Source organism: Uliginosibacterium sp. sgz301328 (assembly GCF_041807905.1).
Classification (GTDB): Bacteria; Pseudomonadota; Gammaproteobacteria; order Burkholderiales; family Rhodocyclaceae; genus JBGVSA01.
In genome coordinates this window covers 71677-98575 of record NZ_JBGVSA010000017.1, presented here as the reverse complement: position 1 = coordinate 98575, position 26899 = coordinate 71677, and the positions used below count along the sequence as shown (strand labels likewise).

Annotated in this window: 24 protein-coding genes; 17 read left to right on the top strand and 7 right to left on the bottom strand. The window is 63.1% G+C overall.

Annotated elements, in window-relative coordinates; translation table 11 throughout:
- The 4 genes from ACDA63_RS14025 to ACDA63_RS14010 form a co-directional block, all read left to right on the top strand.
- Positions 1-379, top strand: a 379-nt coding sequence (locus ACDA63_RS14025) for a glycoside hydrolase family 88 protein (RefSeq protein WP_373663891.1), incomplete at its 5' end; no start/stop codon positions are given.
- 267 nt (positions 380-646) lie between these two features.
- Positions 647-1609 carry a TRAP transporter substrate-binding protein gene (locus tag ACDA63_RS14020; protein WP_373663890.1) on the top strand — a complete coding sequence of 321 codons (963 nt, stop codon included), beginning with the start codon at positions 647-649 and terminating at the stop codon, positions 1607-1609.
- 84 nt (positions 1610-1693) lie between these two features.
- Positions 1694-2185 (top strand): TRAP transporter small permease, encoded by a 492-nt coding sequence (locus ACDA63_RS14015; protein ID WP_373663889.1) that lies wholly within the window; start codon positions 1694-1696, stop codon positions 2183-2185.
- A complete protein-coding gene (locus tag ACDA63_RS14010) occupies positions 2185-3489 on the top strand; it encodes a TRAP transporter large permease (protein WP_373663888.1) in 1305 nt (434 codons plus the stop codon). Before ACDA63_RS14015 ends, ACDA63_RS14010 begins: the two co-directional genes overlap by 1 nt.
- A 37-nt stretch (positions 3490-3526) precedes the next feature.
- On the opposite strand, the gene ACDA63_RS14005 is transcribed toward ACDA63_RS14010, so the two are convergent.
- Positions 3527-4360, bottom strand: coding sequence for a helix-turn-helix domain-containing protein (locus ACDA63_RS14005; protein WP_373663887.1), 834 nt, complete (start codon positions 4358-4360; stop codon positions 3527-3529).
- A 161-nt stretch (positions 4361-4521) separates the two neighbouring features.
- Here ACDA63_RS14005 and ACDA63_RS14000 point away from each other — a divergent pair, with 161 nt between their 5' ends.
- Entirely contained in the window at positions 4522-6984 is a 2463-nt protein-coding gene (locus ACDA63_RS14000; protein WP_373663886.1) for a TIM-barrel domain-containing protein, read from the top strand.
- A 317-nt stretch (positions 6985-7301) separates the two neighbouring features.
- Entirely contained in the window at positions 7302-8498 is a 1197-nt protein-coding gene (locus ACDA63_RS13995) for an NnrS family protein (RefSeq protein WP_373663885.1), read from the top strand.
- Positions 8499-8585: 87 nt separating this feature from the next.
- Here the strand turns inward: ACDA63_RS13995 and ACDA63_RS13990 are convergent, their stop codons facing one another.
- The 3 genes from ACDA63_RS13990 to ACDA63_RS13980 all read right to left on the bottom strand — a co-directional run bounded on the left by ACDA63_RS13990 (position 8586) and on the right by ACDA63_RS13980 (position 10120).
- Positions 8586-9104, bottom strand: coding sequence for an N-acetyltransferase family protein (locus tag ACDA63_RS13990; RefSeq protein WP_373663884.1), 519 nt, complete (start codon positions 9102-9104; stop codon positions 8586-8588).
- Between the two features lie 91 nt (positions 9105-9195).
- Positions 9196-9807 carry a hypothetical protein gene (locus tag ACDA63_RS13985; RefSeq protein WP_373663883.1) on the bottom strand — a complete coding sequence of 204 codons (612 nt, stop codon included), beginning with the start codon at positions 9805-9807 and terminating at the stop codon, positions 9196-9198.
- A 109-nt stretch (positions 9808-9916) separates the two neighbouring features.
- Positions 9917-10120, bottom strand: a complete 204-nt coding sequence (locus ACDA63_RS13980; protein WP_373663882.1) for a DUF1059 domain-containing protein — start codon at positions 10118-10120, stop codon at positions 9917-9919.
- 274 nt (positions 10121-10394) lie between these two features.
- Between ACDA63_RS13980 and urtA the strand changes: the two genes are divergently transcribed.
- The 6 genes from urtA to ACDA63_RS13950 all read left to right on the top strand — a co-directional run bounded on the left by urtA (position 10395) and on the right by ACDA63_RS13950 (position 18702).
- A complete protein-coding gene (urtA, locus tag ACDA63_RS13975; protein ID WP_373663881.1) occupies positions 10395-11666 on the top strand; it encodes an urea ABC transporter substrate-binding protein in 1272 nt (423 codons plus the stop codon).
- Between the two features lie 180 nt (positions 11667-11846).
- On the top strand, positions 11847-13463 hold the full coding sequence (gene urtB, locus ACDA63_RS13970; RefSeq protein WP_373663880.1) for an urea ABC transporter permease subunit UrtB: 1617 nt from the start codon (positions 11847-11849) through the stop codon (positions 13461-13463).
- A 378-nt stretch (positions 13464-13841) separates the two neighbouring features.
- Entirely contained in the window at positions 13842-14936 is a 1095-nt protein-coding gene (gene urtC, locus ACDA63_RS13965; protein ID WP_373663879.1) for an urea ABC transporter permease subunit UrtC, read from the top strand.
- Positions 14933-15781, top strand: a complete 849-nt coding sequence (gene urtD / locus ACDA63_RS13960) for an urea ABC transporter ATP-binding protein UrtD (RefSeq protein ID WP_373663878.1) — start codon at positions 14933-14935, stop codon at positions 15779-15781. The genes urtC and urtD overlap by 4 nt, the downstream gene beginning before the upstream one ends.
- Positions 15782-15812: 31 nt before the next feature.
- Positions 15813-16556: an urea ABC transporter ATP-binding subunit UrtE gene (gene urtE / locus ACDA63_RS13955; protein WP_373663877.1), complete on the top strand. Its 744-nt coding sequence runs from the start codon at positions 15813-15815 to the stop codon at positions 16554-16556.
- A gap of 325 nt (positions 16557-16881) precedes the next feature.
- Positions 16882-18702 carry a GDSL-type esterase/lipase family protein gene (locus ACDA63_RS13950; protein WP_373663876.1) on the top strand — a complete coding sequence of 607 codons (1821 nt, stop codon included), beginning with the start codon at positions 16882-16884 and terminating at the stop codon, positions 18700-18702.
- A 124-nt stretch (positions 18703-18826) separates the two neighbouring features.
- On the opposite strand, the gene lolD is transcribed toward ACDA63_RS13950, so the two are convergent.
- Together lolD and ACDA63_RS13940 are read right to left on the bottom strand one after the other, a co-directional pair.
- Positions 18827-19513 carry a lipoprotein-releasing ABC transporter ATP-binding protein LolD gene (gene lolD / locus ACDA63_RS13945; protein ID WP_373663875.1) on the bottom strand — a complete coding sequence of 229 codons (687 nt, stop codon included), beginning with the start codon at positions 19511-19513 and terminating at the stop codon, positions 18827-18829.
- Positions 19506-20762 (bottom strand): lipoprotein-releasing ABC transporter permease subunit, encoded by a 1257-nt coding sequence (locus ACDA63_RS13940; protein ID WP_373663874.1) that lies wholly within the window; start codon positions 20760-20762, stop codon positions 19506-19508. Before ACDA63_RS13940 ends, lolD begins: the two co-directional genes overlap by 8 nt.
- A 64-nt stretch (positions 20763-20826) precedes the next feature.
- On the opposite strand from ACDA63_RS13940, the gene ACDA63_RS13935 reads away from it, so the two are divergent.
- The 4 genes from ACDA63_RS13935 to ACDA63_RS13920 all read left to right on the top strand — a co-directional run bounded on the left by ACDA63_RS13935 (position 20827) and on the right by ACDA63_RS13920 (position 25440).
- Positions 20827-21876: a hypothetical protein gene (locus ACDA63_RS13935; protein WP_373663873.1), complete on the top strand. Its 1050-nt coding sequence runs from the start codon at positions 20827-20829 to the stop codon at positions 21874-21876.
- Positions 21873-23573, top strand: coding sequence for a single-stranded-DNA-specific exonuclease RecJ (gene recJ / locus ACDA63_RS13930; protein ID WP_373663872.1), 1701 nt, complete (start codon positions 21873-21875; stop codon positions 23571-23573). Before ACDA63_RS13935 ends, recJ begins: the two co-directional genes overlap by 4 nt.
- 161 nt (positions 23574-23734) lie before the next feature.
- Positions 23735-24376 (top strand): hypothetical protein, encoded by a 642-nt coding sequence (locus ACDA63_RS13925; RefSeq protein ID WP_373663871.1) that lies wholly within the window; start codon positions 23735-23737, stop codon positions 24374-24376.
- Between the two features lie 314 nt (positions 24377-24690).
- Positions 24691-25440, top strand: coding sequence for a TerC family protein (locus tag ACDA63_RS13920; protein WP_373663870.1), 750 nt, complete (start codon positions 24691-24693; stop codon positions 25438-25440).
- 60 nt (positions 25441-25500) lie between these two features.
- On the opposite strand, the gene ACDA63_RS13915 is transcribed toward ACDA63_RS13920, so the two are convergent.
- Entirely contained in the window at positions 25501-26247 is a 747-nt protein-coding gene (locus ACDA63_RS13915; protein ID WP_373663869.1) for a PP2C family serine/threonine-protein phosphatase, read from the bottom strand.
- A gap of 222 nt (positions 26248-26469) precedes the next feature.
- Between ACDA63_RS13915 and ACDA63_RS13910 the strand changes: the two genes are divergently transcribed.
- Entirely contained in the window at positions 26470-26898 is a 429-nt protein-coding gene (locus ACDA63_RS13910; protein ID WP_373663868.1) for a helix-turn-helix transcriptional regulator, read from the top strand.
- Position 26899: the final 1 nt, after the last annotated feature.

Genomic DNA, 26899 nt, shown 5'->3' with positions numbered 1-26899 from the left:
GGAATTCCTGCTGGATACACTGCGGGCCCAGGTCAATGCGCTGGCACGCCTGCAGGATACGAACAGCGGTCTGTGGCACACGCTGCTCGACGACCGGAGTTCGTATCTCGAGGCTTCGGCCACGGCAGGTTTCGCCTTCGGCATGCTCAAGGGCATCCGCAAACGCTATCTGTCGTCCGCCTACCTGCCGGTTGCCGTGAAGGCCATCGACGCAGTCATCGCCAAGATCGATGCCAAAGGCGAACTGACACAGGTTTCGTTCGGCACGCCCATGGGTGCGACACTGCAGTTCTACAAGGACATCAAGCTCACCTCGATGCCCTTCGGCCAATCCATGGCGATCCTCGCGCTGACCGAATACCTCAACCACTTCATCTGATCTTTGCCCCCGCACCGCGATCAGGATGGTGCCGGCCATGATTGACACGAACCGACGAGAAGACGGCGGGCTTCATTTGCAGGTCGGGCCTGTGCGCTCACGCCCGGCCCGCGTCCGCTCATTCGTGTCGTCATCTCATCTTTGCAATTCAGCCGCTTGCCGGTAATCCCCGGCATGGGCGTAAAGGCTGGCCAGGAAGCTCTTCCCTACGCTGTCATCACGCCCGCGGAGTGTCGCTGCGGGTACGACACCTTTTGGAGGAAGAACATGAGATACGCCGTTCCAACGTTGGCCGTCGCGCTCTGCATGGCATGGTCTGCCACAACCCACGCGGCGCAATTCAAGGCATCTGACGGACACGTCAAGGAAGACTCGACGGTCAGAGCGCTGCAGTACATGTCGGACAACGTGCGCAAGGAAACGAGCAACGACATCCGCATCAAGGTGTTCCCCAACGGCACGCTCGGCGACGAGGCTCAAGTGTTGCAGTTGGTACAACAGGGCACGATCGAAATGGCGCGCGTATCCGTCGGCATGATCAAGAACTTCGCGCCGGAGTTCACCGTTCTGTCGATGCCCTACCTGTTCCGCGATATGCAGCACTTCAAGCGATTCGCCGACAGCCCCATCGCGGCCGACATGCTCAAATCGCTCGAGAAGAGCGGCTTCGTGGGCTTGACGCTCTACACCAACGGTTTCCGTTCGTTCTATACGCGCAACAAACCAATCCTCAAGCCGGAGGATCTCTCGGGCCTGAAGATCCGGGTGATGAGCGATCCCGACTCCATCGAGATGGTCAAACTGCTCAAAGGCCAACCCACGCCCATGGCCATCTCGGAAGTGTTCAGTGCCCTCCAGCAAGGCGTGCTGGATGGTGCGGAGAGCGCCGTCACGGTGCTCACGCACGGCAGCCACGGAGAGGTGACGAAGGCCTTCTCGCTCGACGAGCACACGTTGCTGCCGGACATTGTCGTGTTCAGCAAGAAGAAGTGGGACACGCTCAACGACAAGCAAAAGGCGGCGATCATGAGCAACGCCAGGAAGTCGCTCGACGTCCAGAACAAGCTGTTCATCGAAGATCTGGTACGGGCGCGCGACACGGCTGAAAAGAAGATGGGCGTGAAGTTCTACACCGTCGACAAGAAACCCTTCAGCGATCTGGTTCAGCCGATGTACCAAAAGCTGCCGCCGGCCCAGGTGGACATCGTCAACAAGATCCGTGCGCTCTGACAGGACCACGCGATCTCCCGTTCTACGGCGGCCCGGGCCACGACGCTCACGCCGCCGCATCGACATTCACCTTGCGGAGTTGACGTGTCTTCTATTCACTCGATCAGGAACGTCGCGCGCCAAGCCTGCGGCGTTGCGGCCGGCATGTTGCTGGCCATGTTGTCAGCCATCGCGCTATGGCAGGTGTTTTCGCGCTACGTGCTCAATTCGCCAAGCACGTATACGGAAGAGTTGCTGCGCTATTTGATGATCTGGATGGGGTTTCTGGGTGCCGCCTATTGTTTCGGCGACGGAACGCATCTGTCGCTGACACTGCTCGAAGACAGCATATCCACACGCAGCCGCTTCATGTTGAAGCTGTTGCAGAGCCTGCTCGTCAATGCCGGTCTCGTCGCCATCATGATCTTCGGCGGTTACCGCTATGTGGTCGCCAACGGCGCGCAATTGTCGCCCACACTGGGCATATCGATGAGCTGGGTGTACCTGATCCTGCCACTGTCAGGCGTGCTCATGGTGGTGTTTGGCATTGCGCATACCGCGAGCATCGTCGATGACTACCGCAAGGAGGCGCGTTGATGGATCCTGAAGTGCTCCAGGCCTGCGCATTGCTGTTCGGCGCGTTCATCGGCTTTCTCGCGCTCGGTGTTCCGGTGGCGATGGGTATCGCCCTCTCATCGATCATCGCGCTGGTCTATTCCCTTCCGTTGAGCGAGATCCTCTACACCGGTAGCCAGAAGATGTTCTCCGGCATCGACAGTTTCGGGCTCCTGGCTGCGCCGTTCTTCATCCTTTCCGGCAACCTGATGAATCGAGGCGGCATCGCGCGACGGTTGATCAACCTCGCCCTGCTATTGGGCGGGCGCATCTCCGGGGCGCTCATGCATGCCAACGTGATCAGCAACATGCTCTTCGGTTGCGTGTGCGGCTCGGCCGTGGCTGCGGCTTCGGCCGTCGGCGGCTTCATGGGTCCTCTGCAGCGCGAGAAGAACTACGACCCGAAGCTCTGCGCCGCGATCAACATCGCGTCGGCACCGACCGGATTGATCATTCCGCCCACCGGCATGTTCATCATCTATTCGCTGATGACGGGGGCCTCGGTCGCCACGCTGTTCATCGCGGCATATATTCCCGGCATCATCATGGGGTTGGGGGTGATGGTCTATGCCTACATCGCCGCCCGTCGCCTGCGCTATCCGGTCGAGCCCGGCAAGAGTGCGGCGGAAGCCGTTCGCATCGTGCTCGAGTCGATCCCGAGTCTGATCATGATCGTGGTGGTCATCGGCGGTATCGTGGCCGGAGTCTTCACGGCGACGGAAGGCGGTGCCATCGCGGTGCTCTACTCGCTGGCCCTGTCGCTTTTCTATCGGACGGTCCGCCTGGCGGATCTGCCGGACATCCTTCGTCAATCGGCAGCGGTATCCGGGATGATCCTGTTCCTCATCGCCGCATCGTCGCTGATGTCCTGGGCGATGGCCTTCCTGAGCATTCCCGATTCCGTGAGCGAGTTGCTGTTGTCGCTGTCGGACGATCGCATCGTGATCTTCATGATCATGAACGTCACGCTACTGATCGTTGGAACATTCATGGACGTGGCCCCGGCGCTGCTGATCTTCACTCCGATCTTCTATCCGGTGGCGGTCAACCTGGGTATGGACCCGATCCACTTCGGCGTGATGTTCGCCTTCAACCTGTCGTTGGGCAATTTCACGCCGCCGGTGGGCAGTTCGCTGTTTGTCGGGTGCAGCGTGGCGAAGGTGAAGATGAACGACGTCATCCGGCCACTGGTACCGATCTTTCTGATCGAAGTGGTGTTGCTCGCTTTCGTGACCTACGTACCGTCTCTTTCGCTGTTCCTGCCGCGACTATTCGGGTTGATGTAACGCTGCGGAGGGCGCCCCGCACGGGGCACCCTCCCTGTCACTCGTCCTGAGCGTTCAACAGGCAACGCCGCCGGTACTCTCGCGGAGGAATGCCATACACCTTCTTGAACAAGGTCGAGAAATTGTTGCTGTCTTCGGCGCCACATTCGTAGGCCACGTATGTCACCGGCAAGGTCGTCGTGCGCAGCAGCGAACACGCATAAGCCAGGCGCAGGTGCGTGACATACGACTGCGGAGGAAGGCCGGTGCGCTCCTTGATGCGCCGGTGCAGCGTCCGCAATGGCATTGCGTAACGTGCGCTCAGCGCACTCCAGTCGATCGGAGACTGGAAGTTCGAACGCAGGTAGTTGATCAGATGATGCGTACGATCTTCGATGTCTTCCTGCGGGTCTTCGTGGTAGAGACCTTCGAGCATCAGCGCGACGGCTTGCAGCAGTAGCGCTTCGCGCATGCACGCGCCGGCGGGCGTCGTGTCATTGCACTGGCCAATGCGCGCCAGCAGTCCTTCGATGCGCCGGCACAGGGTCGGTCCGATCTGCCAATGCCCCGTGGCGTTGGCCGGCAGGTGTCGTTCGAGGCAGGCCAGTGGCCCCGCGTGTCCGTTGCGTCGGTAGTGGATGTTGCATAGCTGGAGATCGGCCACGTATTCGAAGGCGTGGCGGTCATCCCGGGCGCGCACCCACAGCACCGAGCCGGCGCCGACCGAGCAGGGACGGTCATTGAGCACATGCACGCCGCTGCCACCCTGTACCAGAACAATCTCATCGAAGTCGTGGCTGTGCTCAGGAAACGTGCCCTGCGGATTGCAGTATTCGACTGCGATGGTCTGACGATGCGAACGGAATCGTTCCTCCGGGCGCAGCAGGATCATGAGGATTCTCCAGAACCAGACTTTGTTGCCGCCGCGCACGACTGGCGTTCTTTGAACGAACGCCGGTGGCGATCGGTGTGCGGCAGCGCCCGAAAGGCACTGCCCAATGGCACTCATCACAATTTCTCGACCTTGCCGCCAATTTGTACAAAGGACTGCACATGACCGACATCGCGATCGCCAACGATACCCCGCTCTACGACACCACGCAGCGTAGTGGGCCCCTGTTTGCGCTCCGTCAGCGCGATGACAAGCGACTGACGTTGCAAAGCGATCAAGGCCATGTCGTGCATCTATTCGTTCTGACGGAATGGTTGCTCCGTGTAACGCTGCTTCCTGATGGCATTCAACGCACCACTCGCACCTGGGCGATCGCGCCCGGCAAAGAAGATGTCCCCTTCGAAGGGGTCGACAAATCCGACCTCTCTGCCTTCGATCCCGTGCCCTATTCGGCTGTCACGCGCGATGACCTGCTTACCGTCGAAACGGCATGCGTTCGGCTCATCGTCGAACTGCATGGATTCGTGTGCCGTTGGCAGCTTCGCGTCGACAACGATTGGATCGAGGTGGCGCGTGACCGTCCGACGCAGGCCTACAATTTCGGGCAATGGGGGCGCAGCGTTTGCCACTATCTGGTGCGCTCTGCGACGGAGCGCTACTTCGGCCTCGGCGAGAAATCCGGCGACGCGAACCGGGCCGGTCAGTCGTATCGCATGCGCAACGTGGACGGCGCCTTCTACAGCGCACGCACGTCCGACCCGCTCTACAAGCACATCCCGTTCTACATCACCCACGATTCCAGGCATGGCGCAGCATTCGGACTGTTCTACGACACGCACTCGGACTGCACTTTCGACATGGGGCGCGAAATCGGCAACTATCACGGGCCGTACCGCTATTTCATGGCCGAGGCAGGCGACCTGGATTATTACTTCATCGCCGGGCCGCAGATCCGGCAGGTGGTGACCCGCTTTACCTGGTTGACCGGCCTGCCGGCGTTTCCGCCTCGCTGGACGCTGGGCTACTCGGGCTCGACGATGAGCTACACCGACGCGCCGGACGCGCAAGCGCGCATGGCGGAGTTCATCTCCCAGTGCCGCGCTCACGATATCCCCTGCCAGTCCTTTCACCTCTCATCGGGCTACACGAGCATCGGCAACAAGCGTTACGTGTTCCACTGGAACACCAGCAAGTTTGCCGATGCGCGTCGCTTTATTGCTGAGTACAAGGCGGCCGGCGTGCGCGTGATTGCCAACATCAAGCCCGCCCTGCTCACCGACCATCCCCGCTACGAAGAAGCACGCGCGCAAGGTCTGTTCGTGACCAACGCCGATCACCACGCCCTGACGGTGCCATTCTGGGGCGGGCAAGCCAGCTACGTGGATTTCACGCGACCGGCAGCCGTGCGCTGGTGGCAACAATGCGTGCGCGAGCACTTGCTCGACTACGGCGTTGCCGGCACCTGGAACGACAACAATGAGTTCGAAATCGCCGAGGTTGCCGCACGCGCGTTCGGCCACGGACAGCCCGTTCCGGCGTCCGAGATCAAACCGCTGCTGACGATGCTCATGCTCAAGGCCTCGGTCGGCGCGCAGCGCGACAGCGCTCCGCAGATACGGCCGTTTGCTGTATCGCGCGCGGGCGTGACGGGCATGCAGCGGTATGTGCAGACATGGTCCGGCGACAACTACACCTCGTGGGAGACGCTGAAGTACAACATCCGCATGGGGCTTGGACTGGCGATGTCCGGCGTATCGAATACGGGGCATGACGTCGGCGGTTTTCTCGGACCGGCCCCCGATCAGGAACTGTTCGTGCGCTGGGTGCAGTTCGGCATTTTCATGCCGCGCTTTTCGATCCACTCCGAGAACAGCGACGGCACTGTGACCGAACCGTGGATGTATCCGGCATGGACGCCGACGGTGCGAGCGCTGCTTGCATTGCGGCACCGCTTCCAGCCGTATTTCTACGATCTCCTTTGGCATGCCCATACTGAATGCGCGCCTATCGTGCGGCCGACGTACTACGACTTCTCACATGACGACACGTGTTTCGAAGAGAACGACGACATGATGATCGGCCCGCATCTGTTGCATGCCGCGGTTGCCGCCCCCGGCGTCCGCGCACGATCGGTTTATCTGCCCGCCGGCACGGACTGGTTCGACTACTTTTCCGGAACGCGATACGAAGGCGGTCGATGGCATGCCATGCCCGCTTCGCTGCAACAGCCGCTGCTGTTCGCACGGGCAGGGGCAATCATCCCTGTCAACCGCGCGGACGCACATTTTGGGGATACCGAAGACCGGCGCGGCTTCGTCATTTTCCCTCCCCGCAACGGACGAGCCACAGGATCGGCCTTCGAAGACGATGGCGAATCGATTGCCTGGCGTCGGGGGCATTGCGGGCACTGGCAGATCGCCGTCGATGCCCTGGATGACCGTTTGCAGGTCAGTGTCGCGTTCGACGGCAGCGCAAGCTTCCGGCAAGACACCCTGACCATCGAACTGCCGGCGCAGGAATGTCGCCCCATCTCCGTCCAGGGTTACGCCGTCACGGCCGACGTACAGGCGGAGGGCCGCCGCCTGCTGCACCTTGCATGGCGGGACTCATTCGGCCAGGCCTAGGGTCACGCTGCGGATTCGGACGAACGGGTCGGGAAACAGACACAAGGCCATCTTCCCGGAGCTTGCGGAAATGCTCGCAATCGGTGCCCTGATCCCTGGCGGTCCGGGCACCGAACGTGGCGACCGGTCGCCTGCCTGCGACGGGCGCGGCGAAGACAATGCAAACCTCGGTCGTCACATGACGCGAGCCGACCCAAGCCGTTGTGAAGCTTGTTCAGGGCTCATTCATAGCCAATTTCGTTATTGACGCAGATCAATTTGTAAGCCATTTACGACAGGGCACACTCACCCGTCCGTCGATTGGATACGAATTGCCCATGGCTGTCATCGTCCTGCAGGAACCCCGCCGTAAGACTTCACCACCAGCCGGCGGATGCGCCCTGTTCGCATTGGGATTCCGGCCGTTCTATCTACTCGCGGCCATCGGCGCCCTGCTGCTCATACCAACCTGGGTCGCAGGCGTCAGTGGCGCGCTGGCGTTCTCGCCAGCCGTGCCCATGCTTGTCTGGCACGGACATGAGATGGTCTTCGGCTTTGCCGTCGCGGTGATCATTGGCTTTCTATACACCGCAGCGCGCAACTGGACCGGACTTGCCACGCCGCGCAACGGTGCGTTGGCGGCCCTCTGCCTGCTGTGGCTGGCGGGCCGGGTAACGATGCTGACCGGGCCATTGTGGCTGGCGGCGGCGGTCAACCTGGCGTTCCTGCCGGCTGCGTCCATTCCGTTGGCGCGCGTGTTGATCCGGGCACGGGCGCGCCGCAATTACTTTGTGCTGGGAATCCTCACCGCGCTGTGGCTGGCGGACGCGACGCTGTTCGGCACGTTCTTCGGCTGGGTCGACATGGCATTTCTCGACATCCTGCACGCGGCCATCGCGGTCATCACACTGCTGGAAACGGTCATCGGCGGACGCATCATCCCCGGCTTTACGGCCAACGCCACCAAGCAGACGACGGCGCGACACGCGCCGCTCGATCAGGCGGCGATCCTCTTTACGGCCTTGGCATTGCTGGGTTGGGCCTTGCAGGTGGCACCGGAGATCGCCGGCATCCTGGCTGTCGTGGCGGCGTTGCTGCAGATCTGGCGCAGTTCATTGTGGCGGCCACTGGCAACATTGCGCCATCCGCTGCTGTGGTCACTGCATGTCTCGCACGGCTGGATCGCGGCGGCACTGCTGTTGATCGCGTCGCAGGGGCTGGGGCTCGTGAACGATTCGGTCGTCACCCACACGCTCACCGTCGGCGCCATGGCAGGCTTGATCCTGGCGATGATCACCCGCACCGCGCTGGGCCACACGGGCCGCATGCTGCGCGCCGGGCCAGCGGAAACCGCCATTTACTCGTCGATCGTGGTCGCTGTGCTGGCCCGCGTCGTGCCGCCGCTCGTGTGGCCGGAGCAGTATCTGCATGGCCTGTGGCTGGCCGCAGCCGCCTGGTCAGCGGCCTTCGCGCTGTATCTCTGGCGCTATGCGCCGATGCTATGGCGCCCCCGCGCCGACGGCATGCCGGACTGAGCGCCCGGGCTCGCGCAGGGGATCAGCACTTTACGAGCCCGTCGGCCAATCCGTGTGTGAGCGCTGGCCAGGCCTTGCTGCAATGCCTCAGCCGACCCGCGCCTTCTCGGCAAGCTTGTGCAACGCATGGCCGGTCACGCGCTGCACGGTCCATTCGTCCATCGGCTCAGCGCCGAGCTTGCGGTAAAAATCGATCGCCTGCCGGTTCCAGTCCAGCCCCGACCATTCGAATCGGCCGCAGTCGCGCGCCACGGCGATGCTCGCCAGATGCGCCAGCATGGCCTTGCCCAGGCCCAGGCCGCGCAGTTCACGGCGGATATAGAGATCTTCCAGATACAGGCCCGGCTTGGCGAGGAAGGTGGAGTAGTTGTGGAAGAACAATGCGAAGCCGGCCGGCTCGTTGCGGTATTCGCCGATCAGCACTTCGGCCGTGGGATGCTCGCCGAACAAGGTGCGGGCCAGTTGCGCTTCGTCGGCCTTCACTTCGTCGAGCAGTTGTTCGTATTCGGCCAGTTCGCGGATGAATCGCAGGATCAGGGAGACGTCTTCTGCGACCGCTTTGCGAATCGCAAAGCCGGCCACGGGGGTCGCGGTGATGTCGCTCATCGATGTGCTCTCGTCGTCAGTGGATTCGATCGCCCAGGGGGCTCATAGAGGGACATCGAGTCGGCCATGTGGTTCGCGGCTCTCGCCCAGTTCAGCGGATGCTGTAGCCGCGTGCGGCCAGGCAGGCCTGCACCGCGCGGCGAAAGCCGTCGCCCGTCGGCCCCATGGCGTCCCGCGCCTGCGCCTGGCAATCGTCGCGGTCGATCTGCTGTTGCGGCGGGCGTTGCCCCAGCGCAGGCACGGCAACGATGTCATCGAGCCGGCCGGAGCCACCGCCGGGTGGAGCGGACATGACGCGGTAGCCCTCGGCCACCGCCTTGTAGTAGACGCCGTCGGCCACGAAATACGTGGTGCCGTCGATGACCTGCGCTTCGAAGCGCTCCGGCAGGTACGGCACGATGGCCCCCTCTTCCGGCGCCACGACCACGCGCGGCGTGATCACCGGGGGATCGGGCGGATAGTAGCCGTACGGACCGTAGGGCCAGTCCCACCACGGCCCCCACGCCGGGCCCCAATACGGCGCCCCCCAGCCGCCACGGGGGTAATACGGCCCCGAACTCACTCCGACGGCGCCGTAGGTGTTGTGCGGCCCGTAGCCGCCGAACCCCATGCCAAAGCCGATGCTCACGCTCGAATCCGCGTGCGCCGCCGTACAGCTCGCAAGAGTGATCGACGCCAGGATCGTCCGGAACAGCCGTCGCATCGTGTACCCACCTTTTCCGCCAACAAACAAATGCCGCCACCCGATTCTACCGGGGGCGGCAATCAAGCAGCCTGCGCCGACGCACGCCGCCATGGCGTGGCGCGGCATGTCACGCGTGCTGTTCGGGCGGCGTGCCGTCGTGGAACAACGCGCGCAACTGGGTGCGCAATTCCGGGCTGTCGGTGTGCTTGTGTGTCTGTACGGCGTGCTGCACGGCGATCTCCATGAGTTCGTCGTCGCTGTCCGCCGCCAGCGCGACCGAGCAGTGCATATCGCTCGGGTAGTCACGGCAATCGATATACCTGCGGGACATCGGACCTCCTTTCCCCGCCGGGCGGGCTCGCACACAGGGCCGCGTTCGGCCTGCCGGCACAGCACCCACGGCCCGTAATGCTGTGCTGCTGCATTCCAGTGTAGTCACGCCATGCCACGGCGGCCGGCAATTGCAGGCGGGAGCGCCATGTACGCAATCTGGCGTATTCCTCGTGCGGCGGCGCACACCTAAATTGCGGCTGTCCGGTCAATTCGAAACACGCGCCTGACCTACCAAACCGGCACTACCGCACACACTTTCAAGGGAGCCTCTCATGCAAACACGTCGCAGCTTCATCAAGTTGTCAGCGCTGTCCGCCGCGCTGGCTGTCGCCGGCCTGACCCCGTTCGCCGCCCACGCCGCGGACACCATCAAGGTGGGCATCCTGCATTCGCTCTCCGGCACCATGGCGATCTCGGAGACGGTGCTCAAGGACGTGGCCCTCATGACGATCGATGAGATCAACGCCAAGGGCGGCGTGCTGGGCAAGAAGCTCGAGCCAGTGGTGGTCGACCCGGCTTCCAACTGGCCGCTGTTCGCCGAAAAGGCCAAGCAACTGATCTCGCAGGACAAGGTCGCCGTGACCTTCGGCTGCTGGACGTCGGTGTCGCGCAAGTCGGTGCTGCCGGTGTTCGAAGAACTCAACGGCCTGCTCTTCTACCCGGTGCAATACGAAGGAGAAGAACTCTCCAAGAACGTGTTCTACACGGGCGCTGCGCCCAACCAGCAAGCGATTCCCGCGGTGGAATACCTGATGAGCAAGGACGGCGGCGAAGCCAAGCGCTTTGTGCTGCTGGGCACCGACTACGTGTATCCGCGCACGACCAACAAGATCCTGCGCGCCTTCCTCAAGAGCAAGGGTGTGGCCGATGCCGACATCATGGAGGAGTACACGCCTTTCGGTCACAGCGACTATCAGACCATCATCGCCAAGATCAAGAAGTTCGCCTCCGAAGGCAAGAAGACGGCCGTGGTCTCGACCATCAACGGCGACTCCAACGTGCCTTTCTACAAGGAACTGGGCAACCAGGGCCTGAAGGCGACCGATGTGCCGGTGGTGGCGTTCTCGGTGGGTGAAGAAGAACTGCGCGGCGTGGATACCAAGCCACTGGTGGGCCACCTGGCCGCGTGGAACTACTTCATGAGCCTGAAGAACCCGGTCAACGACGAGTTCAAGAAGAAGTGGGCCGCCTATGCCAAGGCCAAGAAGCTGCCCTCCGCTTCCAAGCCGCTGACGAACGACCCGATGGAAGCCACCTACGTCGGCATGCACATGTGGGCGCAGGCCGTCGAAAAGGCCAAGAGCACCGACACTGACAAGGTCATCGCTGCCATGGCCGGCCAAACCTTCAAGGCACCGGACGGCTTCACCATCAAGATGGACGAGAAGAACCACCACCTGCACAAGCCGGTGTTCATCGGTGAAGTGAAGGCTGACGGCCAGTTCAACGTTGTCTGGAAGACCCCCGGCCCGGTTCGCGCGAACCCGTGGAGCCCGTATATCCCCGGCAACGACAAGAAGAAGGACGGCCCGGAAAAGATGTAAGCACGACGCACGAGGCACCCGGCCGGCAGATGCTGGCCGGGTATGTCTCCGCTTCATCGCAGAGCCCTTTCTTGCGTGCTGAGGGGTCGCACGCCGGTCAGCACGCAAGAAACGGCTTTCACCTTTTGCCCGGACGGTGCGCTCGAGCACCGCCCAACGCCACCACGAAGAACCGACGCCATGACTCTCCGCCATCGCGCGCAAGCCGTAATCCTCGCTCTCGGGTTGAGCCTGACGAGCTTCGCCAGCCTTGCTCGTCCGGCCCCCGACCTCGTGCTCAAACTCGCCACGGGCGACAACGATGAGAAGATCGCTGCGCTCAATGCGCTCGGCGCCTCCAGCGACGCAGACGTGCTGCCGTTGCTGCAGGCGATGGACGATGACGCGCTCAAGGTGGTCAATGAAAAGCGCGTGCTGATCATCGACGGCGAGACCGCCATCGACGCCGTCACTGGCGAAAAGCTCGCCGCCATCCCCGACAACGCGGAAGACGTCATGGTCAACAACCGGGTGCGCGGCGCCATCGGCGCTGCCGTCGCCGCGCTGCGCATTTCGTCGCCGGACACGGCCGTGCGGCTCGAAGCGGTCAAGACGCTGCAAGGCGGCGCCACCGAAGAAATGCTGCCCCTTCTCGACCGCGCGCTGGCTGCCGAGAAAGACGCCTCGGTTCGCAAGCTGATCGAACAGACGCGCGCCGGCATCCAGTTGCATGCCCAGGACGTGAAGACGCGCCTCGCGGCGGTCGAAACGCTGGGACAGACCTCAGACCCCGCCAACAAACAACTGCTGCTTGCCTTGCTCGCCAAGGACGGCAACACCTACGCCGAATCCGACGAGAACGTGCGCGCTGCGGCTCAACGCGCCATCAAGGCCATCGACGGCCGCCTGGCGCGCGGCGAATGGCTGGGCAGCCTTTTCACCGGCCTGTCGCTGGGCAGCATTCTGCTGCTCGCCGCGCTCGGGCTTGCCATCACCTACGGGCTGATGGGCGTGATCAACATGGCGCACGGCGAGCTGATCATGATCGGCGCATACGCCACTTTCGTCGTGCAGAACCTTGTGCGCAGCTATGCGCCGGGGTTGTTCGAATGGTATCCACTGCTGGCCGTGCCGGTCGCCTTCCTTGCCGCCGCGCTGGTCGGCGTCGCGATGGAACGGCTCGTCATCCGTCACCTGTACGGCCGCACGCTCGAAACGCTGCTGGCCACGTGGGGTATCAGCCTGCTGCTGATCCAACTCGTACGTACGATTTTCGGCGCACAGAACGTGCTGGTGGAAAACCCGGCATGGCTGTCGGGCGGCGTGCAGGTAATGAGCAATCTGATCCTGCCGTACAACCGTCTCGCCATTCTCGTGTTCGCCGCCAGCGTGGTGGTCGGTGTGTCGCTGATCCTCACCCGTACGCGGCTGGGGCTGTTCGTACGCGCCGTGACGCAGAACCGTTCGATGGCAAGTTGCGTGGGCGTGGCTACACCACGCGTCGACACCATGGCCTTCGGATTGGGCGCGGGCATCGCGGGGCTGGCCGGCTCGGCGCTGGCGCAGGTCGGCAACGTCGGTCCGGACCTGGGCCAGAGCTATATCGTCGATTCGTTCATGGTGGTGGTGCTCGGCGGTGTCGGGCAACTGGCCGGTACGGTGTACGCCGCATTCGGGCTGGGCATCGTCAACAAGTTCCTGGAAGGCTGGGCCGGCGCGGTGCTCGCCAAGATCGTGGTGCTGGTGATCATCATCGCCTTCATCCAGAAGCGACCGCAGGGTCTGTTCGCGGTGAAGGGACGGTTTGTCGATGCCTAAGTCACAAGGGGTTCTATCGGCCTCTCGCATTGCGCAGGTGCTTGCTGTGGACATCCCCTTCTGCGTCGCCGAGCAGCACAGGGCGAGAAGGTCGCGGCGAAGCCGTCGGCGAGGACTGTCTGAGCCCGAAGGGCGAGTTCCGCAGCCGCCTTCTCGACCGCGCAGCGCAGGGGATCGGCCGCAGGCCGACGACGCAGCGGGGCGACTTCTTTGCCTACTTTCTTGTTCGCACAAGAAAGTAGGTCGCCCGCCGGGGCGATTCCCGGCCAATGACGCCAGACCATGCCAAATGGCTGATAGACCGAAGCGGTATGCAGTCCGGGGCCTTTCTCTCACACAAGGCCAACCATTCAACACCATGCTGGTTGATTGCTGATCATGCTCGATAAAACCCTGACCGCCCGCCTCTTCGGTCCCCGTGCCTGGGGCCTGCTGCTGGCCTTCGCCATCGCCACGCTGGTACTGGTGCCGGTCCTCAACCTTGTCGTGCCGTCCGACAGCGCGCTGCATATGTCGACGTACTGGGTGTCGCTGATCGGCAAGATCATGTGCTATGCCATCGTCGCGCTCGCGATGGACCTGGTGTGGGGCTACACCGGAATCCTCAGCCTGGGTCACGGCATTTTCTTTGCACTCGGCGGTTATGGCATGGGCATGTACCTGATGCGCGCCATCGGCCGCGAAGGCAACTACCAGTCGGACCTGCCGGACTTCATGGTCTTTCTCGACTGGAAAGAACTGCCGTGGTACTGGCAAGGCACGGAGCACTTTCTGTGGGCGATGCTGCTAGTGCTGGTGGTACCCGCGCTGCTGGCATTCGTGTTCGGTTACTTCGCCTTCCGTTCGCGTATCAAGGGCGTGTACTTTTCGATCATCACGCAAGCCCTGACGTTTGCCGCGATGCTGCTGTTCTTTCGTAACGAAACCGGCTTCGGCGGTAACAACGGCTTCACTGATTTCAAACGCATCCTCGGCTTCCACATCGCTTCCGACGAAACGCGCGTAGTGCTGTTCGCGGTGACGGCGGCCTTCCTGATCGGCTTCCTGCTGCTCGGGCGTTACGTGGTCACGAGCAAGCTCGGCCGCGTGCTGGCGGCGATCCGCGATGCCGAATCACGCGTCATGTTCTCGGGCTACAACCCGTTGCCGTACAAGCTCTTCATCTGGACGTTGTCGGCAGTGATCTGTGCCATCGCCGGTGCGTTGTTCGTACCGCAGGTGGGCATCATCAACCCGTCCGAAATGTCGCCTGCCAATTCGATCGAGATCGCCATCTGGGTGGCGGTGGGCGGACGCGGCACGCTGATCGGCCCGCTGATCGGCGCCGGCCTCATCAACGGCGTGAAGAGCTGGTTCACGGTGGCTTTCCCCGAGTACTGGCTGTACTTCCTCGGACTCATCTTCATCCTCGTCACGCTGTATCTGCCGCGTGGCGTGGTCGGACTTCTGCAACGCAAGGAATCGCGCGCATGACTGCCGCCGCAAGCACTGCCACGCAACGCCTGTCCGGAGCGGAGGGGCTTTTCGATCGCGCCGTCGGGCTCGAACGCCCGATCGATTCGCGCGAACTGGATACCACCAAGGGCCCCATCCTCTATCTGGAAGACATTACGGTCAGCTTTGACGGCTTCCGCGCACTCAATGCGCTCACGCTGACCATTGATCGCGGCGAGCTGCGCTGCGTGATCGGCCCGAACGGTGCCGGCAAGACGACGATGATGGACGTCATCACCGGCAAGACACGCCCCGATTCAGGCACCGCGTTCTTCGGCCAGACCATCGACCTGTCGCGCCTGAACGAGGCGCAGATCGCGCACGCCGGTATCGGCCGTAAGTTCCAGAAACCGACCGTGTTCGAACAGCTCACGGTGTTTGAAAACCTCGAACTGGCGATGAAGACCGACAAGGGCGTGTGGGCCAGCCTGCGCGCCAGGCTCACGGGCGAACAGCGCGACAAGATCAACAAGACACTCGAACTGATCCGCCTCACGGACCAGGCCGCGCGCGCCTCGGGGCTGCTATCGCACGGCCAGAAGCAATGGCTGGAGATCGGCATGCTGCTGATGCAGGAACCGCAACTGCTGCTGCTCGACGAACCCGCCGCCGGCATGACGGATGAAGAAACCGAACGCAGCGGCGAGCTGTTCCTGTCGTTGGCGGGCGAATACACGCTGGTCGTGGTCGAGCATGACATGGAGTTCATCAAGCAGATCTCCAAACGCGTCACCGTGCTGCACGAAGGCAGCGTGCTGGCCGAAGGCACGCTGGAACAAGTACAGAACGATGAACGCGTGATCGAGGTGTACCTCGGGCGCTGATGCAGTAAGCCCGACAAGACAGGATGCAATCATGAAGAACGACAGCGCCAGCCTTCTCCTCAATCGCCAAAGGTCGTCCGGCCTGCTGGCGGTCGACGCCCTCAACCAGTACTACGGCGGCAGCCACACGCTGCGCGGTATCACGCTGTCGCTCGAACAAGGCAAGGTCACCACCCTGCTCGGCCGCAACGGCGTGGGCAAGACGACTTTCCTGAAGTGCCTGATGGGCCTGCTGCCGGTGGCCAGCGGCAAGGTCCTTCTCAGCGGGCAGGACATCACCAAGCTGCCTGCTTACAAGCGCGCCGCGCTCGGCATGGCCTACGTTCCGCAGGGGCGCGAGATATTCCCGCGCCTGACGGTGGAAGAGAACATCCAGATGGGGCTCGCCAACGGCAAGGCCTCGCGCGGTGTGCCGGAGTACGTCTTCGAGATGTTCCCCGTGCTGCGCGACATGTTGCGCCGTCGTGGCGGCGACCTGTCGGGCGGGCAGCAGCAACAATTGGCGATCGCACGGGCGCTGACCATGCGGCCCAAGTTGCTGATCCTCGATGAGCCCACCGAGGGCATCCAGCCGTCGATCATCAAGGACATCGAGCGAGCCATCCGCAAGCTGGCCGCCAGCGGCGAAATGGCGATCCTGCTGGTCGAGCAGTACTACGACTTCGCCCAATCGCTGGCCGACCACTATGCCGTGATGGCACGCGGAGAGATCATCAAGGCCGGCCCCGGCAGCGAGATGCAGGCCGAGAACGTGCGTTCCCTGGTCGCCATCTGACCCCTCCTCCCCGGGCCGAATCGGACGACATCCGGCCCTCGACGCAAGCTGTCACCAGCCCGGTCAATGCACCGGGCGCCTTTACTTGCACTTCCCTTTCAAGAACGCGGCGCGGGCGACGTGACAGCTTCGCGCTGCACGCGGACGGCCGCTTCCGGGCGCTCTTGCGCCACGCCGCCGTGCGCGTATCGCACGAAATCGGACGACCGAAATCGCGCGCACCGGAAAACAGCAATACCGATCAAGAAATAGATGAATGGGTCCCATACGATCCCGCGGGATTTGGTCGTTCCACGCCAAATCCAAAGGAACCCAGGAGACATACATGAAAAAAACATCTCAGTTGCTTACGGCCGGCTTGCTGGCCCTCATCCTGAGCGCGTGTGGCGGCGGAGGCGGTTCCGACGGCACCAGCAATCCGTCTGCATCCAGCTCGTCCAGCTCTTCGTCCAGTTCGTCGGTGTCGAGTAGTTCAAGTTCAAGTTCAAGCTCAAGCTCGAGTTCGTCGGCTGCCGCGGCCGTCACCATCCACATGCTGGGTGATTCGACGATGACCACCTACACCGAAGACCGCCGCCCGCAGATGGGCTGGGGCGAGAAGGTGCCGATGTTCTTCAACAGCAATGTGGAGGTGAAGAACTGGGCACTGGGCGGACGTAGTTCGCGCAGCTTCTATTACGAATCGACCCGCTGGCCGGCCATCAAGCCGCAGATCAAGGCGGGCGACTACGTCATCATCCAGTTCGCGCACAACGACCAGAAGTACGGTGACGATTACGCCACTTACGGCACCTACGCCTTCTGCAGCGACGGCTCAACCGATGGCGAAGCCTGCACGGGCAGCGCCGACAGCGTGGACAACACGGTCGACAAGGCTGAGCACTCGTTCTACCAGTTCATCAAGAAGTATGTCGTCGAAACCCAGGCGGCCGGTGGCAAGCCGATCCTGGTAACGCCGATCGTGCGCAAGTACTTCAGCGGTACCACCATCACCGCCGAAGGCCAGCACAACGTCGGCATCAAGGGCACCGAAAAGTACGCGCGTGGCGACTACGTGGCGGCCATGAAGGCCGTGGCGACCAAGTACAACGTGCCGCTGCTCGACATCACTGCCGACACCAAGACCATCGTTGAAAGCTACGGCGACACCGCTGCAGCCTCGCAACTCTACATCTCAGCCGACAGCACGCACCCGCAAGTGCTCTTCGCCACGCTGATTGCCAAGCGCGCCATCGAAGACATGAAGGCGCTCAGCTCGCTGGCCGCGCTCAAGCCGTACATGGTCGATGTGACCTCGCTGGTCACCAGTCCCGATACGCTGTCCTGGAGCACGCGCTACGTCAGTGTGCCGTCGACCAAGACAGTGACGGTTTCGGCCTTCGACCTGGTGCCGACTGCCGGCACGGTGACGGTGACTTCGCCATCGTCGGCGTTTGAACTGTCCACCGACCAGACCACCTGGAGCAGCTCACTGGCGCTCGACTACACCAATGGTGCCTTCACCAAGACGGTGTACGTGCGCTTCACCCCGGCAGCCGTTCAGGAATACAACGCGGCGATTTCGTTCACGCTGGGCGCCACGGCAATCGGCAAAGTGACGGTCACCGGCACCGGTGTAGCGGCAGGTTCGGGTATCGATTCGTATGCCAAGTGGTTCACGGCCGGTTCCGACCTGAAGGCAGTCACCGATGGTCTGGTGAGCGCCGCCGACGCTGCCGCGACCGGCATCGACATCGGTTCGTCGAAGGTCATCGCCGTCAACGGCCAGGACACGACGGTGGCGCGGTACACAGTCAGCACCTGGACCACGCGAGACAACGGCAAGTACATCGAATTTGCCGTCACGCCGACCGGCAAATTCAGCGTCGACGCCATCTCTGCCTACCTGACCAGCAGCGGCGGTTCGACCGTGCAGGCCGACATGGAATGGTCGATCGACGGCGCGACCTGGACCAAGCTGAATGCGGACGCTGCACTGTCCTTCAGCAAGGACACCATGAGCAAGGTCGAATACGGCGTCACGATCGTCGTGCCCGCCGCCAGCACGCTGCGCCTGCGTATCTATCCGTGGAATACGGCCGGCTCCACCGGCAAGTACCTCGGCCTGTACGAGGTAAAGATGTCCGGCAAGGTGAGCGCCAACTGACGCGCCGCTCACGTCGGAATGAGAAGGCCGGGCAACGCCCGGCCTTTCCTTTTGGGCCCTCACGCGCGACAAGCGAAAAAAAACCCGGCAAGCGCCGGGTCTCTGTGCGCGCGGCGACGATCCGTCAGTCGTCCATGTTGGCCAGCCGGCCGTCGCGCAGCACCAGCACGCGTTGCGCACGCTTGGCAAGGTCAGGGTCGTGCGTGACCACCACCAGCGCCGTGCCGAGACGGGCGTTGAGTTCGAGCATGAGATCGAACACCGTCGCGGCGGTCAGGCGGTCGAGGTTGCCGGTAGGCTCGTCGGCCAGGATGCACGCAGGTTCGGTGACCAGCGCGCGTGCGATGGCGGCCCGCTGGCGTTCGCCACCCGACAGTTCGCCCGGCGTGTGATCCAGACGATGTCCCAGTCCGACGGCGGTGAGCATCCTTGCCGCGCGTTCGTGCGCTTCTGCCTGTGGCAAGCGGCGAATCGTCAGCGGCATGGCGACGTTTTCGACTGCGGTAAATTCCGGCAGTAGATGGTGGAACTGGTAGACGAAACCGAGCGAACGGTTGCGCATGTGGCCGCGTTCGGCATCCGACACCGACGTCAGCTCGCGCCCCATCAACGACACCTTGCCGCCGCTGGGCGTGTCGAGGCCGCCGAGCAGATGCAGCAGCGTGCTCTTGCCCGAACCGGAGGCGCCGATGATGGCCAGCGTTTCGCCTTTCTCGACGGTCAGATCGATGGACTCCAGCACGCGCACGCCACCGGTGCCGTTGCCATAGACCTTTGCCAGTCCCTGGCAGGACAGGATGATGTCACTCATAGCGCAGCGCCTCCGCCGGATTGATGCGCGAGGCGCGCCAGCTCGGATACAGCGTGGCGACCAGTGTCAGTACGAAGGCCAGCCCCACGATGGTGGTGACGTCCGACCAGATCAGTTTGGAGGGCAGCTCCGAGATGTAATACACGTCCTTGGCGAGGAACTGCACGTGGAAGGTACGCTCGATGAAGGGCACCACCACGTCGATGTTGAGCGCCAGCGCAACCCCGCCGATCACCCCGACGCCCAGCCCGATGAGCCCCATGATCGCGCCCTGCACCACGAAGATCGACATGATCGAGCGCGGGCTCGCGCCCAGCGTGCGCAGGATCGCGATGTCGGCACGTTTGTCCTGCACCGCCATGACCAGCGCCGACACGATGTTGAAAGCGGCCACCGCGACGATGAGCGAGAGGATGATGAACATCACGTTCTTCTCGATCTGCACGGCACGGAAGAAGTTGGCGTGGCTCTGTGTCCAGTCGGTGGCATACAGGTTGGGCGGCAGCTCACGCGCAACCTGGCGGGCGATCACCGGTGCGTTGAACAGATCCTTGAGCTTGAGTCGGATGCCGGAGACGCCATCGCCAAGCTGGTAGAGACGCTGGGCGTCCTGAATGTTGATGAGTGCCAGGCCCGAGTCGTACTCGAACATGCCGGCCTCGAACACCCCCACCACCGTGAATTGCTTGAGTCGCGGCAGCACGGCGGCCGGCGTCACCAGGCCTTGCGGCGCGATCAGCGTGACCTTGTCGCCATACTGCACGCCGAGCGCGCGGGCCAGTTCAATGCCGAGCACCACGCCGAATTCGCCCGGCTTGAGGTCTTCGAGCTTGCCGACCTTCATCACTTGCCCGAGGTCGGACACCGTCTGTTCGAGCTTGGGATCGATGCCGCGCACCAGCGCGCCACGTACCTGCGCGTCCAGCGAGAACATGCCCTGCTCTTGCACGAATGGGGCTGCGCCGAGCACGTCCGGGCTCTGGCGGGCAAGCTCGGTGTAGCGCTGCCAATCGCCCATTTCACCCTGGTAGGCCGATATCTGAACGTGTGACGCCACGCCCAGGATACGAGCGCGCAACTCTTCCTGGAAACCGTTCATGACCGACAGCACGACGATCAGCGCGGCCACGCCCAGCGCGATGCCCGCCATCGAGACGAAGGAAATGAAGGAGACGAAACCGCCGCCGCCACTTTTGGCGCGACGCTTGGCGCGGACGTACCGCAGGCCGACGAGTAGCTCGAAATTCATATCGGGCTGCATGCTACACTGCCCCCGCTTTCCGCACCATGGCGGCCCCGCCCTGCTTTGTCCAATGAGTACTCCCGTATGTGTCGTCCCGGCCCTTGTCTGGCCCAGCGTCGGGCTGGCCGACGAACTGGCCCGCGCGCGCCTGCCGGGACTGGCGGCGCTGCTGTCGCAGGCAACATTGCGTGAGGCGCCGGCGCAAGCCTTGGAGTCATGGCTGGCCGAACAGTTCGGCATCGCGCAAGACGCTCCGCTGGCGCTGATGCGGCTGGCGGGGGAGTCTCACTTCGTCGGCGAAGCACCCGGACTCGATACCGGCGCCGCGTGGCTGTGTGCTGACCCCGTCGCGCTGACCTTTGCGCGCGAGAACCTCTTGCTGACCGATCCGGCGAGTCTCGACATCACCGATGAAGAGACCTCTGCGCTCATCGACGCCCTCAATCACGACTTTGCCGACGTCGGCCGCTTCTACGCCGCCACGCCGACGCGCTGGTACGTGCGTCTGGCCGAAAACCGGGGGCGCGCCGATGACGTCGTGCTGCCGCCGCTGGACGATGTCGTCGGACGGCCCGTGGCGCTGTTCCAGCCAGAAGGCCCGGACGCCCCTCGTTGGGCGCGGCTCGCCAATGAATTGCAGGTCTTCTGCTACAACCATCCGGTCAATGCCACGCGGGAATCCGCCGGCAAGCCGCCGCTCAATGCGCTCTGGCTGTGGGGCAACGGCCGCCTGCCGCAGGCGCCGCTGCGTGCGCCGGCTGCCGCGCTTGGCGGCAGTCATCCGATGCTGCGCGGCCTGGCGCGCCTGGCCGGGCTGGACATCGCCGAGCACGGCGCCGCATGGCAACTCCACGACGATCTCCAGGCGCCCGCCCTGCAGCGCGACCCCCATGCCTGGCTGACGGCGTTGCAGGATGTGGACGCTCGCGTCTTCGCACCGCTCGCACAGGCGCTGTCGTCGGGTCAGTGGGAAGGAGCAACGCTCGTATCGCCTTGCGATCACGCGGTTGTCATCGCGGATATCCGTCCGCGCCCGCGCTGGCAATTCTGGCGGCGCGACCTGGCGCCGGCGGAACTCGCGCAGCGCCTGATGCGCCCTGAACGGCGAGTACAGGCATGACGATCATCATCCGGCGCAACGTCCCGCAGCGGATGGCCCAGATTCTCGTCGATGGTGGCCAGCATCCCCTGCTCGCCCGGCTCTATGCCGCACGCGGCGTGGCAAGCGCCATGGAACTGGGCGGCGATCTGGCGGGCCTGCTCGCGCCGACCGGCCTGCGCGGCATCGATGAAGCCGCGCGAATCCTGGCAGACGCCATCGAATCCGGCGCTCGCATGCTGATCGTCGCCGACTACGACTGCGACGGCGCGACGGCCTGCGCCGTCGGCATCCGCGCGCTGCGCGCCATGGGCGGCGAGGTCGACTATCTGGTGCCGAATCGCTTCGAGTACGGCTACGGCCTCACGCCGGCCATCGTCGAGCTCGCGGCGAGCAAGCGCCCCGATGTGCTGATCACCGTCGACAACGGCATCGCCAGCGTCGACGGAGTCGCGGCCGCGCGTGCCGCCGGCATGCGGACGGTCATCACTGATCACCATCTACCGGGCGATTCGCTCCCGGATGCCGACGTCATCGTCAATCCGAATCATCCTGCCTGCAATTTCGCCAGCAAGCATCTGGCGGGCGTCGGCGTGATGTTCTACGTCGCCAGCGCGGTGCGCACCGAACTGCGCTCACGCGGCTGGTTTGCCGCCACCGGCCGGTCCGAGCCAAAGCTCGGCGAGTTGCTGGACCTCGTCGCGCTGGGTACGGTCGCCGACGTGGTACGACTGGACGCCAACAACCGTCTGCTGGTTGCCCAAGGCATCGCGCGCATGCGCGCCGGACGTATGCAGCCGGGCGTGCGCGCGCTGTTCGTCGCGGCCGGGCGCGATCCCGTCCGCGCCAGCACCTTCGACATGGGCTTCGCACTGGGGCCGCGGCTGAACGCCGCCGGGCGGCTGTCGGACATGTCGCTGGGCATCGAATGTCTGGTCACGGATGACCTGGCCCGCGCGATGAACCTGGCGCAGGAGCTCGACCGCCTCAACCGCGAGCGACGCAACATCGAAGAGGAGATGCGTGACACCGCGCTTGCCACATTGGAGTTCACCGACATCGCAGAGCGCGCCGCCATCGCCTTGTTCGAGCCGGACTGGCACCAGGGCGTGATCGGCATCGTCGCGGGCCGCGTCAAGGAACGCGCCCACCGCCCCACCATCGCCTTTGCGCGTGCAGGCGAGGACGGCACCATCAAGGGGTCGGGGCGTTCGATCCCGGCGCTGCACATGCGCGATGCGCTGGACCTCATCAGCAAGCGGCATCCGCAGCTCATCCTCAAGTTCGGCGGTCATGCCATGGCAGCCGGCCTGACGATCCGCGAGGGCGATTTCTCTTTCTTTGCCGACACCTTTGCCGGCACCGTGGGCGAACTGTTGAGCGAATCCGACCTCATGCGGCGCATCGAGACCGACGGCCCGCTCGAGTCCGGCTACATGTCGCTCGAAGTCGCGCGCCTGCTCGATCGCGCCATCTGGGGACAGGGTTTTGCTCCGCCGTTGTTCGACGACGTGTTCGACGTCGAAAACCAGCGCCTGCTGAAGGAACGCCACCTCAAGCTGAGGCTCAGGAAGGGCAATGCCAGTTTCGATGCCGTGCGCTTCCATTGCGCCGAGGTGGCGCCGGATCGCATCCGGGCGGCATATCGACTGGCAGTCAACGAGTACAACGGCGTGTCGTCGGTGCAGTTGATGCTGGAGCACTTCGAGCCGGCCTAGATTTTCTGTAGGACGCGCTTGAGAATTTTCTTAAACCGCACCAAGGACTTACACCAACCGCAGCAAACATATGCATCTTCGATGTAGTGCTTGATTCACGCCAAGCAGCACGTCGTATGCCTTCACTAAGGTTCCTGCACCCCCATCGGCAAGGAACCATCATGCAGAACCCATCCACCTCTTTGCTGCGCGCCTGCTGCGCCGTGGTTGCCCTGTGCCTGGCTGCCGCGGCCGGTGCCCAGCAACGGCCAGTCAAACGACAGGACCCCGGCTTCGTCGCCGTCGTGCAAGAGAGCATTCCCGACTTCGACATCCTCGTGAACGACAAAGGCTGGGAGCCCTTCCTGCAAAGCAAGTACGGCCAGAACACCAATTCCGATCTGCTCAATTACGCGCACAACACGGCGAGCCTCGGCGGCATCCGCGACGTGTTCGACCGCTTCCGCGCACAACGCGAACGCCAGCGGGGCGCGGCGGACGACGGTCCATGGAAGATTTATGCCGCCAATGAAGACAACACGGCGCGCTTTTTCTACAACCAGACGGCATTGGTAAAACAACCGCCGTACGTCGTCGTGTGGATACGCGCCGATACGATCGGGCCAGCGACGGTCGACAAAGCTTTCACCCAACGCCTGATCGACTGCAACAAGATGAACTTCACGCTCCTCCGCTACGAAAATACGCACAACGAAGAACTCGCAAGCAAGGGAGAGATTGCGGAGGCGGCACAGACCATCTCTGCGATTACGCCCGGTTCGGCAATGGAAACCGTCACGCGAAAACTGTGCGCGCCCAAGTGAACGACGCTGTCGCGCACGACAAAGAGCCACGAAACCGTGGCTCTTTCTTTTTGCAGGCAAACGAGATGACTCGTATGCACCTCATATGTGCCAAAACCATGTGCTATCGATGATTGTTACCGGAAACAAAATAGAACTTGGTCAACACAACGAATTTGCGTTACTAAACAGGGAACCAAACCTCGCACCCAATACCAAAAGAAGGTTTGCTCAAATCGGTTTACGAAATATCGTCAAGCTACTGAAAATAGTCCGTCGCATAAGATCTATATTTCTTACCTTTACCTTTAAGACGCACATACTCTCCCAAGACCATGGAATGGCTACTTGATCCGAACGCCCTGGTTGCTCTGGCAACCCTCACTGCCCTGGAAATCGTCCTCGGCATCGACAACATCATCTTCATCTCCATCCTCGTCGGCCGCCTGCCGGCAACACAGCGCAACTCGGCACGCCGCCTCGGGCTGCTGCTCGCCATGGGTTCGCGGATCGCACTTCTCGTTTCGCTCGCCTGGATCATGCGCCTGACGGCGCCGCTGTTCGAAATACTCGGCAACGAAATCTCGGGCCGCGACATCATCCTGATCGTCGGTGGCCTGTTCCTGCTGTGGAAGAGCGTCCACGAGATCCACCATTCCCTCACCTACCCGGTGCAGGAAGAACACCACGAAGAAAGCAAGAAGCAAGTCAGCTACATGGGCGTGCTGGCCCAGATCGCGGTGATCGACATCGTCTTCTCGCTCGACTCGGTCATCACGGCCGTGGGCCTGGTTGACCAGATCCCGGTCATGATCTGCGCGATCCTGCTGTCAGTGGCGATGATGATGGTCGCGGCCAAGCCGATCGGTGAATTCGTGGACGCCAACCCGACCATTAAGATGCTGGCGCTGTCGTTCCTCGTGATGGTTGGTGTGACGCTGATCGCCGAAGGCTTCGAGACCCACGTGCCGAAGGGCTACATCTACTTCGCCATGGCCTTCTCGGTGGCCGTCGAAATGATCAACATCCGCCTGCGCAAGCGCATGTCGGTCAAGCTCAACAAGGACGGGCCGGACTTCGACTGAGTCGCGATCGAGCACAAAAAAGCCGGGCAATGCCCGGCTTTTTGTTGGGTGCCGCGGCAACTAGGCTGGCACGACCTTGATGATGGCTAGCGAGAGATTGTCCCCCTGCCCCTGCGCGCGTTCGCGGGCAGCATTGATGAGCACCCGCGCGGCGCTACGGGCGTCCAGGTCATTGAGCGTGCGGCCCAGTTCGTCGTTGTCGAAATACGCCCACAGCCCGTCCGAACACAGTAGAAAGACATCCCCCGCTTCCAGCGCGGGCGTGCCGCCGAACTCGACGCGCGGCTCGCGCTCCGCCCCCAGGCAGGACAGCAACAGGTTGCGCTGCGGGTGCACCAGCGACTGCTCTTCGGTAATGCGGCCGGCACGGATCAATTCGCCCACCAGGGAATGGTCCTGAGAACGATTGATCAGGCGGCCATGGCGGAAATGATAGAAGCGCGAATCCCCGCAATGCGCCCAGTCGGCGTGCCCCGGACGAAGCACGAAAACAACGGCCGTGCTGTGCGGGTCCTGCTCGCTGGTGAAGCGCGTGAGCTTGATGACGACATGCGCCTCGTCGATCACGCCATGCAGGAATTCGTGTGGCGCCTCCGAGCCGGGGATGTAGGCGGAGAAATTCTGGCGCGCCTTGAGCAGGACCTGTTCGGCCGCGATGGCGCCGCCACTGTGCCCCCCCATACCGTCGGCCAGTACCGCCAGCAGACAGCCAGGCTTGTTCGGGTGCGGAAAGATGCTGACCCGGTCCTGCTGCTCGTTGCGGTCACCCTGGTGCATGGCGGCACAGGTCTCAATGCTGATTGGCATGGGATGTCGGTCGCTGCGGGAACTTGTCGAATTTCGGATTTTTAACGCTTCGCAATCCCCCCACAACAGGATTCGGACCGGCGGCAGCGTGGCGTGCGGGCCAACCGACAACGGCGCGCGTCGTGGCGTGCGCCTGTCGTATAGTTGGCGCATCTCTGTCGTGGCCGGAATTGGCCGACGCGGGCACAGTGAGTCCAACCCGACTCACGCTGACGCCCCATCATGGATATGAAGATCGACACCACGCTCTTGCGCCAACTGCGCGAAATACGCGGCTGGTCGCAGGAACATCTTGCCGAGGCTGCAGGACTCAGCCTGCGCACGGTCCAGCGGATCGAGGCGAGCGGCGCCTGCTCGCCCGAATCGAAGCTGGCGCTGGCCGCCGCACTGGGCATCGACGCCGCCCGGCTCACGGCGCCCGAAACCGGGGCACCCGCACCTGAATCAACGATCGCGCCGATGTCCGTCGCAGACCCCGTCCGCAGACATCGCCGTTTCCGCCAAGGCTGGGTTCCTCTGTGCGTAGGGGTGTTCCTGCTTGCGCTCGATTTCTCGCAGCACGGGCACATTACCTGGTCGCGCTGGCCGCTCGCCGGCATGGCGCTGGCGTGGTTGCTGCGCTGGGCGCGACGGCGCGATCTCGTCGCCTGAA